This is a genomic window from Bacillus paramycoides (genome assembly GCF_038971285.1).
Taxonomy (GTDB): domain Bacteria; phylum Bacillota; class Bacilli; order Bacillales; family Bacillaceae_G; genus Bacillus_A.
Genome location: NZ_CP152427.1, coordinates 1,414,838 through 1,427,295, shown reverse-complemented (window position 1 = coordinate 1,427,295; position 12,458 = coordinate 1,414,838). Strand labels below are relative to the sequence as shown.

Genomic DNA, 12,458 nt, shown 5'->3' with positions numbered 1-12,458 from the left:
TAAATCACCAGCGGAACATTCCACTGGTGAAAGTTTCACAATATCGATTAGCGAGGCTTTGTAGAAGCCAATGCACGTAATTGTTTCACCTCATGTGGTGTCAATTCTCTTGCATCACCAGGTCGCAGGCTTCCTACTTCTAAGAAAGCATAACGTTCACGCTTTAGTTTCACTACTTTACAATCTAACGCTTCAAACATACGACGTACTTGACGGTTACGTCCTTCATGAATTGTTAATTGTACAATCGCCATTTCTTTACGCTTGTCCCAAGAAATGATTTTCACACGCGCTGGTGCTGTTTTTCCGTCTTCTAACATAACACCGCGTTCTAACATGCGAATTTTCTCACCTGTTAGTGGACCTTTTATTTTTGCAACATACGTTTTTTCAACTTTATATCTAGGGTGCATTAATACGTTTGCGAAGTCCCCATCGTTTGTCATTAATAATACGCCAGACGTATCATAATCTAAACGTCCGATTGGGAATAAACGTTGTGTAATTTCTGGGAAAAAGTCTGTTACAACATTTCTTCCTTTATCATCTGATACACTTGAAATTACGCCAGTTGGTTTATATAGTAAAAAATAAACAGGTTCTTCTTTTTCAAGAGGGATGTTATTTACTTCTACTTTATCTTGAGGAGTTACTTTCGTTCCTAACTCCTTCACTATTTTTCCATTCACTTTCACTTTTCCTTGCTGAATTAATTCCTCAGCCTTTCTTCTCGATGCAATACCTGCTTGCGCAATCACTTTTTGTAATCGTTCCATTTCTTTTTTTCACCTCGAATTTATCTTACCTTACATTAGAAAGACTTGGCAACCGCATACGCTTGACGGCTCTTCGCTTCATCTTACTTAAACAACATAGCGATGATAATAAACATATAAAGGTCAAATCATGTTTTTACCTTTTATTATTGTCCATCTTTTTCATATTTCTCACAATAAAAGTTCATCATTTTGTCAAAAATACCGCATAAAAAAACCACTATTAAGCAACACCTTAATAGTGGTCGTATACGTATTATAAGCGAAATAGCATAAAAAATGAATAGTATTACTTAAACATTAAAGAAACAAACACAATGGAACAAATAATTCCGATCAAATCGGCAAAAAGTCCCACCTTTAATGCATCTCCCATTTTTCTAATTCCAACAGCTCCGAAGTATACTGTTAAAATATAAAAAGTCGTATCTGTACTTCCTTGCATCGTAGAAGCTAACCTTCCAATAAACGAGTCCGGCCCATATGTGGCAATTAAATCAGTCGTTATACTTAAACCAGCAGAGCCTGAAATAGGGCGTATAAGTGCTAGCGGAACAATTTCTGCTGGGACGTGAATTAAATCTAACATCGGCTTCATTACTGATATCATTGCATCCAATGCACCTGAAGCTCGAAATATAGAAATAGATACAAGCATCCCAACCATAAACGGTAAAATGGAGATCGCAATTTGAATTCCTTCTTTTCCTCCCTCAACGAATGATTCATAAGTTGGCACTTTCTTAATCGTGCCATATAAGAGGATAAAACCAATTACACAAGGGATTACCCATAATGATATCGTATTTACAATGCTCATTTTTTCCGCCCCTTCCTACTCCTTCTTCGGTAAAAATAGCGGTCAATCCAAATCGCTCCGATCATAGAGAGTACTTGTGCAATGAATGTTACCCCAACAATTTCAGTAGGATTCGCTGATTCATACGTCATTCGAATAGAAATAACGGTTGTAGGAATTAAAGTAATTGCTGATGTATTTAGCGCAAGAAACGTCACCATGGAACGGCTCGCCGAATCCTTTCCTCCATTTAACTCTTTCAATTGTTCCATTGCTTTAATACCAAGAGGAGTTGCTGCATTACCTAATCCAAAAAAGTTCGCCATCATATTCGATAAAATAAACCCCATTGACGGATGATCTTTCGGTATTTCTGGAAACAGCCTTTTTACTATCGGCATAAAAAGTGCCACTAACTTTTTTAACAACCCTGCTTCCTCCGCAATTTTCATTAAACCGAGCCAAAATACTAATACACTAATGAGTCCTATACAAATTGTTACTGCGTCTTTTGCCCCGTCAAATACTGCTTTATTTATTGCTTCCATCGTTCCATTTATCATGGCATAAATAATCCCTATGACTGCCATCGCTACCCATACGAGATTAACCATCGCTCCCAACACCTATCATATGAGAAAAAATTTCTTTCACATTATTCCAATACATTCCCGTTGTAGCTACTAACTTTCGTTTGCTATAAAATAAATTTCGTTCTCCAACTTTCTCATTGCCAACATAAATTTCTGTCTTCCCAACCTTTACTCCATCTTTAAGTTTTGCACTTTTATCGAGTTCAACTTTTAATACGACATGCTTTCTTTCCTGCTCAGTTAATGGCACCGCGAAACTGTTTTTCGTATATACATGATTGGCATATTTCTTTTCCGTAATTTCAGCAAGAGCTCCTTGTCCTAAAACGTTCGTTTGCTTGAAACGTTCAAAACCTTTATCAAATAAATTCATGTGATCGTCCCAATCGCTAGAAGCACTCAAAGTTACGACAATTAGATCTAGTCCATCTTTTGATGCTGTTGTAACAAGCGTCCGTCCTGCTTTCTTCGTAAAACCTGTTTTTCCTCCTGTTGCAAATTCATAATACGACGTCACGAGTTTATGTTTATTTTTCCACGGATAATCCCACGAATCTGATTTATACGTTTTTGTCCCAAAAATCTTCTTAAAGGTTTCGTTCCCCATTGCATACTTCGTTAATAGTGCCATATCATAAGCAGACGAATAATGAGATCCATCTCCATCCAAGCCATGTGGGTTTGAAAAGTGCGTATCTTTCATTCCAATTTGTTTCGCCTTTTCATTCATTAGATATACGAACCCTTCTATACTCCCTCCTACATTTTCAGCAATTACTTGTGCTGCATCATTACCAGATCTAAGCATGAGTCCATATACTAAATCCTCTAACTTCACCTTCTGTCCAGGCTTTAAATAAATTGCTGAACCTTCTACTCTCACTGCTTCATTACTAACCGATACCATTTCTTTCATTTTGCCTGATTCAGCAGCTAACAAGGCTGTCATAATTTTTGTTATACTAGCAATTTTTTGTGGCTCATGTTCTGCTTTTCCATATAATACACGACCTGATTGTTGCTCCATTAATACAGCATTTCGAGCACTGACATTACTGTTCATCTTTGCATATGTAGGAATTGACATAACGCTTGCATGCATAATAAGAAGCGTAATTATTACACAAATTCGTCTCATATTTCCCCCCACGTCCTTTTGGCACTTTTTGTACAAGTGTATGCTTGGCCTTTTAAAATATGAACGAAATATCCCTCCCTTCCAATAAAAAAGACGCAGAGAACCTGCGTCTAATACGGTGTCCATTCAATTTGTTTCGCACTTTCAAATCTTTTTTCTACATCAGGCCAATTGACAACATTCCACCAGTTTTTAATATATTCATCTTTGCGATTTTGGTATTGTAAATAATACGCATGTTCCCACACGTCTAGTACAAGGAGCGGTATCGTATCCCATTGTGTAAATAATTGATGAAGTGTGCTCTGCAAAATTTCTAACCTTCCAGATCGTGGCACCCAAACGAGAATCGCCCATCCTGATCCTTCTACTTTAGACGCTGCTTCTGTGAAATGTTTTTGAAAACGTAAAAAACTCCCAAAATCTTGTTCAATTTGTTGTGAAAGAGCGCCTCTTGGACTTCCGCCACCATTTTTTTTCATGTTATTCCAAAATATCGTGTGTAAGTAATGACCTGATCCATGAAAAGCCGCTTCTCTTTCCCAATGCTTAATTAGGTCAAATTGATTTGTTTTTCTCGCTTCTTCCATCATCTTTTCTGCCTTATTTAATCCTTCCACGTAACTGCGATGATGTTTATCATGGTGTAACATCATAATTTCTCTAGAAATATACGGTTCTAACGCATTATACGGATAAGGTAATGGTGGAAGTGTGTGTCCTCCAATGGGAACAGCTCGTTCACTTTCCCCTCTTTCATATAGTTCATACTCCTCTTCTCCTTGTACGAACACTTCCTGCAAATGATGCTGAATATGCTCTACATCATCACTTATTTCATACATAAACTCTGCATCTGTATCATACTCATGCTCTTTCATACGGTCTAATAACGTTTGAATTTTATAAGCAAGCATATGGACATCATACACTTCCATTGCACGGCTATCTAATACGTGAAGAACACTTTCACACCAGTTTTCTACTTCATGAAAGTAATCTGTAAATACACCTTGCTGACTCATGTTACACCTCCTTAATGCTATCCCCTTAAATATATTCAAAGGAAATCCCTTATATAACTGTACAAAAGGAAAAGAAGCTAAGTCCCCTTAGCTTCTTTTTCGCCATTAATATTTGTGTAACATCTTTGTTTGATAATCCGTCTCATAATATTCTAGTTCTTCACGCATCAATTGAAATTTACCTTCTAAACTCTTCATCACTTGCTCTATAGATGCAGGTGGCGTTTGTTGAAAAACGATGGAGTTTTTCCCTGTATAAGCAGATCGACTATTTTCATACCAATAATCACTCTTTGGTGAAAAAAACTCTGCAATTACTTGATGATAAATTTTATATAGAATTTTTTCAGCTGCTGTTTTTCGAAATGGCTGGCTATTTAACAAAACAAAACATGCATCATGTCCTTCTTCACAAAAAACGAGAAGACGTCTTATTGACGCTAATAACCCTTTATAATATTGTTCATTCCCTGCTGGTGTCTCTTCTAATAAAGAAGGCAACGTATGATAATTTACATAATTGGTTATCAAATGAATAACATCTTCTAAAAACATAGAAACTTGTTCTGTTTGATTTTCAACCATTAGATTAGACATCTTTTCCCTCTCCTTTGCCATTTCACACTATTTCTACTCTTTTATTTTTATGTAATTCAGCCAATATTTCTTGTACTTTCACCACTGTTCCCGCATCAAAATATTGTTGGAATTCTTCTATATTATTTAAATACAAACGTTTTTGCATGCGAAGCTCATTCTCTTTCAGTAAACAACATATCGCTACGATATCCCGTAAATATATGTCTTGTTCTTCTACTTTATATACTGGATTTCCTTCAAAAGGAGTAATTTCTTGTAAAACTTCTTCAAAATACCGTACATATAAAACGGAAAAGGTTCTTTCTTTATCATTTAATATATATGTCACTTCAGATCTATTAAAAAAATCTTCTGATGTATTAGGTTTTGCTTTCTCTAGCTCATACCCCGCATAACCTATTATAATCATCTACTTCCCCTCTCTTCCTTCTTTCAACTTATTTTAACTTAATTTTCTGACAAACGAAATACTCTTTTAAATATAACCATCATAAAAAATAGCTTCCTTATACAGGAATTTACCTTTTTATTTTTCTTGAAGTTTGTCATAATAATATTATTGTCTCAGTTTTCTTATACAAGGAGAGTTGTATTTATGTCGTTTTCATGGAAACGTTTCTTACAAATCGGGAAAATTATCTTCCCATTTGTTGTATTAACAATTGTATTCTTTCAAGCAAAAAAAGAATTAGCAGGGATTTCTTTTTTAGAAGCAATCAATACAATTAAAAACATTCCAACCGGAGGAGTCTTTTTAGCAATTACACTTGGTGCATTTGCCGTATCAACAATGTTCTTTTATGACTATGTTATGCTTCGTTATTTAAAAGCTGATATACCAGTCCAAAAGATTTTTCGTATCTCATGGATTGCTAATACTTTAAATGGATTTATTGGATTTGGTGGTCTCGTTGGAGCTGGTGTACGCACAATGCTTTATCGTCCATACATAAAAGAAAATGGTAAACTTATTAAAAGTATCGCCTGGATGACAACTGCTTTTATTAACGGACTAGCAATTCTTTCTTTCCTCGGTCTTATTGGAATATTAGACACGAGTTTTATTTTGCATGAAAAACCGTGGCTATGGCCTGTTCTTATCTTCTTCGCCCTTTTCGTCCCTATATACATTGGCTTTTCTAAACTAAAAAATAGAAAACCAAAGCAAGCCGAAGGTCAAGGAGAAGAAGAGAAAAATCCAACTGTTTTATATTCATTAGTTTCATTAGTTGAGTGGGTATCTGCCGGTATTGTTATGTACGTCATACTAATATTATTTGGCATCGATATCGAATTTCAAAAGTTTTTAGGTGTATATGTAATTGCTGCTTTAGCTGGTGTTGTTAGTCTTGTACCTGGAGGACTTGGTTCGTTTGATCTCGTCTTTTTAACTGGGCTCGGACAGTATGGCATCGATACAGGCGTATTACTACCTGCTATGTTATTATATCGCCTCGTCTATTACATTTTACCTTTCTGCCTTGGCCTTATTTTTGCAGCTTTTGAAATGACAGGCGTGGCCATTAAAAAGTTTGAAGATAAACCTTTTATCGCGCCTGCATTAGAAACAACTGGTGTTATATGGACTTTGCAACGTGATTTTCTAGGAAAACTAGGTTCATGGGCCTCCGCTGCTCTAACAGTATTTGCTGGACTAATGGTTATTTTATCGACCATTCTACCGACAAGTATAAACAGAGCACACGCCTTACATATTCTAGCTCCAAAACATCTTATTCAATTTTCTTTTAGCTTATCACTAACATTTGGTATTCTCCTCCTGATCCTTTCACGAGGCATATATTATGGAACAAAGCGTTCTTACTATATGACGATTATTTCTTTAATCGGAGCAGCCATCTTTAATACGCTAAAAGGGATTGATATTGAAGAAACGTTTATTTTATTAATTGTACTCGCTGTATTATATATGCTTCGTAAAAGATTTGTCCGTGAGAAAATGGAAGTCTCACTTTCTGATATGGTAAAAGTTTTTATATTTTTACTTGTAACATTATATTTATATAAAAACTTAGGTATTTTATTTGCAGGTGCAAAAGAAGCTTTTAAACCTGATTTTGTTGTTCGTAATATTACGCAAGTGAAACGAAGTGCATTAGCAGCTGCCTTTTTCGTTCCTACATTTTTACTGATTGGCTCACTCATTGCCAATCGTTATCGAAATGAATTTCCCGGGCAACCAGCTAATGATAAAAGATTGCAAAACTTTTTAGATGAACATAACGGAAATGTACTTAGTCATTTAGGATTTTTAGGAGATAAACAATTCTTCTTCAGTAGTGATGGAAAAGCGCTCCTTCTCTTCTCTATAACTGGAAAACGTCTTGTTGTGCTAGGTGATCCAATTGGGGATCCTTCCTCCTACCGTACTGTGTTACAAGAGTTTTTAGCTGAGGCTGATCGATTTGGATATATTTGTGTATTCTACCAAATCGAAAGCAAATGGATGAGTTTATATCATGATTTTGGTTACAACTTCTTTAAACTCGGTGAAGAAGCTGTCGTTGATTTGAACACATTTACAATAACAGGAAAAAAACGCGCCGGTATGCGAGCGACTTTCAACCGTTTTGAACGAGAAGGCTATACATTCTCTATTCATCAGCCACCGTTCTCAAACGAATTATTTGAAGAGTTAAGAAAAGTTTCAGATGCGTGGCTCGGTGGAAAAAAAGAGAAAGGTTTTTCACTCGGATACTTTGATCATGAGTATATTAGCCGAGCACCTATCGCTACATTATCTGATGCAGATGGAAAAATCATTGCATTTACAACCTTTATGCCCGTATATCAAGACGGATCATTGTCTGTTGATTTAATGCGCTATTATCCAGATGCACCTAGCGGCATTATGGATGCAATTTTCATCCACCTATTCCAGTGGGCAAAAGAAAATGAATACCATTCCTTTAATATTGGTATGGCACCACTTTCAAATGTAGGTTTATCGACACAGTCTTTCTGGTCTGAACGAGTTGCTGCTGCTATCTTTAATAATGTTCGTTATACGTATAGTTTTAGCGGGTTACGACATTTTAAAGAAAAATATAAACCAGCATGGAGCGGTAAATATTTAGCATTTAGAAAGAATCATTCTTTACCAATTACAATGCTCTCTGTAACAAAATTAATAGGAAAAAGAAAAAACAGCTAAACAGTTAGCTGTTTTTTCTTTTTTGAACTTGTACAATAAATTCTTTTTCATATTTCTTACCATTTATATAGAAATCTCCCCATATTTTATACGTCCCTTCTACAGGAAATGTAATACGATATTGTAATTGCCCATCTGTATCAACAGGTATTGCGTATAAAAAGTTTTCTCTCGTGTCATCCACAATATAGAGTGCCTCCACTTCTCCTCTTTCTGAATGTAATTTCAATTTCTCACCCTTTTTCGCTTGAAATTGAAATGTTAACGTCGCTGGTTCATCTGGATGCAATGCACCAAATAAAAGAGAAACTTCATACTCCCCTATTTTTTTTGTAAGCACACTATCGATTGGAAATTTGGCTTTTTTCTTATTTTTCTCCTCTACTTCTCTCCCAAAATCTTTCTTCGCAAATGATTTCACAGACTTATTTTTTTCTTCATATAAAAATATTGTATATCCATCATCTTTCGCTATTTTTGAAGAAACCTTATATGATCCATTCCCTGCAAATGTAGGTTTCATTTGCTGTACATGTTTTAATTGTCCATCTACAACAACTGCCCGAATTTGATCATTCACACCACGAACTTCGTTATTTTTATTATTTAGTAATTGAAACGAAATATCTACTTTCTCATTTCCTTTTCCATTTGACACATCCCATTTTACTTCCTGAACATCACCTACAGTCTCTGTAGTTTCCTGATACTTCTTTATGTAAAATCCGCCTACTACAATAAAAAGCAAAGCAACAAGTCCAATGACAAGATTTTTCAAAACATCACCTACCATTTTTATTGTCTCTATTCATACAAAACTTCTTACATATATATTCTAGATTATGATTTATGAAATCCTCCTGCTTTGCACATATTACAAATAATTAAAAGATTTTAATTGAAAGGATTCGTAGTGTATAATGCAAATGATATTGATTTCTATCAATACATTATAAGGAGGACTTTTCATGAGTGTACATATCGAAGCAAAACAAGGCGAAATTGCTGAATCTATTCTATTACCTGGTGACCCATTACGTGCAAAATATATCGCTGAAACATTTCTAGAGGACGTTACTTGCTATAATAACGTGCGTGGTATGTTAGGTTTCACTGGAACTTATAAAGGAAAACGCGTATCTGTTCAGGGTACAGGTATGGGTGTTCCTTCTATTTCTATTTATGTAAACGAATTAATCCAAAGCTACGGAGTTAAAAATTTAATTCGCGTTGGAACTTGCGGTGCGATTCAAAAAGACGTAAAAGTACGTGACGTTATTATTGCAATGACAGCTTGTACAGATTCTAATATGAACCGTTTAACATTCCCAGGGTTTGATTTTGCACCAGCTGCAAACTTTGACCTTTTAAAGAAAGCTTACGATGCTGGAACTGAAAAAGGCTTACACGTTCGTGTTGGTAATGTTTTAACAGCAGATGTATTTTACCGTGAAAGCATGGACATGGTTAAAAAACTTGGAGATTACGGTGTATTAGCAGTAGAAATGGAAACAACTGCACTTTACACTTTAGCAGCGAAATACGGTGTAAATGCATTATCTGTCTTAACAGTAAGCGATCACATCTTCACTGGTGAAGAAACAACATCTGAAGAGCGTCAAACTACATTTAACGAAATGATTGAAATTGCTTTAGATGCAGCAATTCAACAATAATACATTAAAGAACTCGTCATACGTCTGTCGAGTTCTTTTTATGTGACTTTTTATTAAAAACTACTTTGAGAAGAGACAGATTTTCTCCTCTACTTTTTTGTAACGTTTGTTATAATTAAGAAATCATTTACAGTATTTCTCACAAGAGGTGAAACAGTGAAAAACAGAAGTATCGTCTTTAAACTATTTCTATTAACATCAACATTATTTACAATCATATTCCTCCTTTTTTTCTTAGGACAATCTCTATTTTTAGAGAAATTTTATATTAATAAAAAAGTAAAAACCGTCCAAACAGCTTTTGAAAAATTCGTAGCTAATTATGAAAAAAGTGATAAAGATCCTGAGGAAATTAGAAAACTAAAACAAGAATTTCATGATAAAACAAATGCTGATATGCAATTTTTAAATTCTGAGGGCATTATTAAAAGTGATAACAATTACTACATTGATGTCATTAATCCTAAAAATAATGAAACATATTTCATTCCACTCAATAATCTTTTAACGCCCGAAGAATATAAGAAATTTGAAAACTTAGGATTGAAAAAAGATGGCATGATAAACGTCGTCGGTTTGCTACGAGGGAAAACAATAACCCCACTAGAATTGACAACAAATTATAATCGATGGCAAAACGAACGTTTCAATTCAGATTTTCAATCCATTAATGGCAATTCTACTAAAAATAGACTTACAAGCCGATCCAAAACTGTGACTCAAATTGAGTTTACTGGTATTGTATCTAAATTACAGCTTCCGTCAAAAGCCGAGGTTCGCCTTGCAAATGATTTTGAAACATTACAAGCCGTTCAATATTTTGCAGACATTATTAGAAATGGCACTGCTAACCCGCACCAATTGAACACTTATATAATAGATGGTGGAGAGAATATAAAAAATAGCATCTTTGTAAAACCTATTGTGGAAAATGGAAAAATTACAGAATACGCTTTTGCGATAGCATCTTTACAACCTGTTAATGAAGCGATGCTCGTTTTAAAGGATTATTATGTCTATGCCTTAATCATCGTATTTCTCGTAATTATTTTATTATCCTTCTACTACTCAAAAATCATTGTGAAGCCATTAATTAAAATGAATCGCGTTACAAAGAAAATGGCCAATTTTGATTTTAGCGAGAAGTTACCTGTAACAGCAGACGATGAGATTGGCGGGCTTTCCGGTAGTATTAATACGTTATCTGTAAACTTAAAAGACCGAATCGATCGATTAAATGTTGCCAATACAAAATTACAACAAGATATTGAACGTGAACGTCAATTAGAGAAAACGCGAAAAGAATTCATTTCTGGTGTATCGCACGAATTAAAAACACCACTTAGTGTAATTAGAAGTTTCGCAGAAGGAATTAAAGATGGCGTTAGTAAAGATACGACGTATTACACAGATGTTATTTTAGAAGAAACCGAAAACATGAACAGACTTATTGTTGAAATGTTAGAATTAGCAAAATTAGAGTCAGGTACGTACAAACTAGATATGACGACATTCTCGATCGGTGAATTAATTCAACAAGTCTATACAAAGTTATTATTTAGCATGGAAGAAAAGCATTTACAAGTGAACATAGATGGAGACTCTTCTATATTTGTTCAAGCGAATCGTAGTCGTATTGAGCAAGTCGTTGTGAACTTACTTAGCAATGCCATTCGCTATACGCCAGATGGAGAAAAAATACAAGTTTCTGTTATAGAAATGGAAGATACAATAAAAGTACAAATCGAAAACACAGGAAACCCTATCCCAGAAGAAAGCCTTGAAAAAATTTGGGATCGTTTCTACCGTTTAGATGCATCTCGTAGCCGTCATACTGGTGGTACTGGTCTCGGATTATCTATTGTAAAAAACATCTTAGACCTCCACCATGCCGAGTACGGTGTATATAACACAACTAATAGTGTTGTATTCTACTTTAATTTACAAAAAGTAAAAGAAGTCAAATAATTTGTCTTAATTTCACTAGGAGTTCACATGAAATTCACACTCTCCCTTTATAGTAAGAAACAAGTTAATCCTTTCCTTTACACATATAAAAGAGGAGAGTGCGTGAAATGAAACAAGCAGGACAACCAATTCAAAATGAAAAACAATTAGAAACTATCAAAAATATACTTTTACAATCTTCGAAACGTGATGGCTTATTATTCGTATTAGCTGTGAATTCTGGCTTAAAAGTAAGTGAAATCTTACAATTAAAAGTTAGTGATGTAATCGATGAAAATGAAAATGTTCGCCATTCCATTTTATTTTACAATGAAAAAGTAAAGAAACATAAATGGTTTGCTGTAAATGAAGACTTACAGCACGCGATCGAAGACTACATGAAAGAACGTAAAACTTGGAAACGTAATGAACCATTATTAAAGTCTCAAAAAGGAACAAAATCTATTACGAGACAACATGCATGGTACATTTTAAACAAAGCTGCAAAAGAAGTTGGATTAGAAGGGATTAGCTCACATACACTTCGAAAAACTTGGGGATATTGTGCATACAAATCAGGTGTTGATATCGCATTTTTACAACACTTCTTTGATCATAGTACTCCATCAAAAACTTTAAAGTATATCGGTATTGCTTAATAACTCTTATACATAAAAAAGGTTACCATTTATAAATGGTAACCTTTTTTATGTTTCACATTCTCTTCCC

12 protein-coding genes are annotated in these 12,458 nt (G+C 34.7%); 4 read left to right on the top strand and 8 right to left on the bottom strand.

Annotation, left to right across the window (positions count from 1 at the left end):
* Nucleotides 1-47 precede the first annotated feature (47 nt).
* The 7 genes from rluB to AAG068_RS07390 form a co-directional block, all read right to left on the bottom strand.
* Nucleotides 48-776 (bottom strand): 23S rRNA pseudouridine(2605) synthase RluB, encoded by a 729-nt coding sequence (gene rluB, locus AAG068_RS07420; RefSeq protein WP_029440666.1) that lies wholly within the window; start codon nucleotides 774-776, stop codon nucleotides 48-50.
* A gap of 289 nt (nucleotides 777-1,065) precedes the next feature.
* The gene (spmB, locus tag AAG068_RS07415) at nucleotides 1,066-1,596 is read right to left on the bottom strand and encodes a spore maturation protein SpmB (RefSeq protein ID WP_000029511.1); all 531 of its coding nucleotides are present in this window, start codon (nucleotides 1,594-1,596) and stop codon (nucleotides 1,066-1,068) included.
* Complete coding sequence (gene spmA, locus AAG068_RS07410; RefSeq protein WP_342718761.1) at nucleotides 1,593-2,189, bottom strand: spore maturation protein SpmA; 597 nt, start codon at nucleotides 2,187-2,189, stop codon at nucleotides 1,593-1,595. Before spmA ends, spmB begins: the two co-directional genes overlap by 4 nt.
* Nucleotides 2,182-3,306: a D-alanyl-D-alanine carboxypeptidase DacB gene (dacB, locus tag AAG068_RS07405; protein ID WP_342718760.1), complete on the bottom strand. Its 1,125-nt coding sequence runs from the start codon at nucleotides 3,304-3,306 to the stop codon at nucleotides 2,182-2,184. Before dacB ends, spmA begins: the two co-directional genes overlap by 8 nt.
* 110 nt (nucleotides 3,307-3,416) lie before the next feature.
* Nucleotides 3,417-4,331, bottom strand: a complete 915-nt coding sequence (locus AAG068_RS07400) for a superoxide dismutase (RefSeq protein WP_342718759.1) — start codon at nucleotides 4,329-4,331, stop codon at nucleotides 3,417-3,419.
* A gap of 105 nt (nucleotides 4,332-4,436) precedes the next feature.
* Nucleotides 4,437-4,928 (bottom strand): YpuI family protein, encoded by a 492-nt coding sequence (locus AAG068_RS07395; RefSeq protein WP_098670397.1) that lies wholly within the window; start codon nucleotides 4,926-4,928, stop codon nucleotides 4,437-4,439.
* A 22-nt stretch (nucleotides 4,929-4,950) separates the two neighbouring features.
* Entirely contained in the window at nucleotides 4,951-5,340 is a 390-nt protein-coding gene (locus tag AAG068_RS07390; RefSeq protein ID WP_342718758.1) for a hypothetical protein, read from the bottom strand.
* A 186-nt stretch (nucleotides 5,341-5,526) separates the two neighbouring features.
* Here AAG068_RS07390 and mprF point away from each other — a divergent pair, with 186 nt between their 5' ends.
* Nucleotides 5,527-8,106 (top strand): bifunctional lysylphosphatidylglycerol flippase/synthetase MprF, encoded by a 2,580-nt coding sequence (mprF, locus tag AAG068_RS07385; protein ID WP_342718757.1) that lies wholly within the window; start codon nucleotides 5,527-5,529, stop codon nucleotides 8,104-8,106.
* Between the two features lie 4 nt (nucleotides 8,107-8,110).
* Here mprF and AAG068_RS07380 read toward each other — a convergent pair whose 3' ends face one another.
* Complete coding sequence (locus AAG068_RS07380; RefSeq protein WP_342718756.1) at nucleotides 8,111-8,899, bottom strand: hypothetical protein; 789 nt, start codon at nucleotides 8,897-8,899, stop codon at nucleotides 8,111-8,113.
* Between the two features lie 175 nt (nucleotides 8,900-9,074).
* Here AAG068_RS07380 and deoD point away from each other — a divergent pair, with 175 nt between their 5' ends.
* From deoD to AAG068_RS07365, 3 genes are all read left to right on the top strand, one after another.
* On the top strand, nucleotides 9,075-9,782 hold the full coding sequence (gene deoD / locus AAG068_RS07375) for a purine-nucleoside phosphorylase (protein ID WP_000110707.1): 708 nt from the start codon (nucleotides 9,075-9,077) through the stop codon (nucleotides 9,780-9,782).
* A gap of 156 nt (nucleotides 9,783-9,938) precedes the next feature.
* On the top strand, nucleotides 9,939-11,750 hold the full coding sequence (locus tag AAG068_RS07370; protein ID WP_098670400.1) for a sensor histidine kinase: 1,812 nt from the start codon (nucleotides 9,939-9,941) through the stop codon (nucleotides 11,748-11,750).
* A gap of 107 nt (nucleotides 11,751-11,857) precedes the next feature.
* Complete coding sequence (locus AAG068_RS07365) at nucleotides 11,858-12,388, top strand: tyrosine-type recombinase/integrase (RefSeq protein ID WP_000806236.1); 531 nt, start codon at nucleotides 11,858-11,860, stop codon at nucleotides 12,386-12,388.
* Nucleotides 12,389-12,458: the final 70 nt, after the last annotated feature.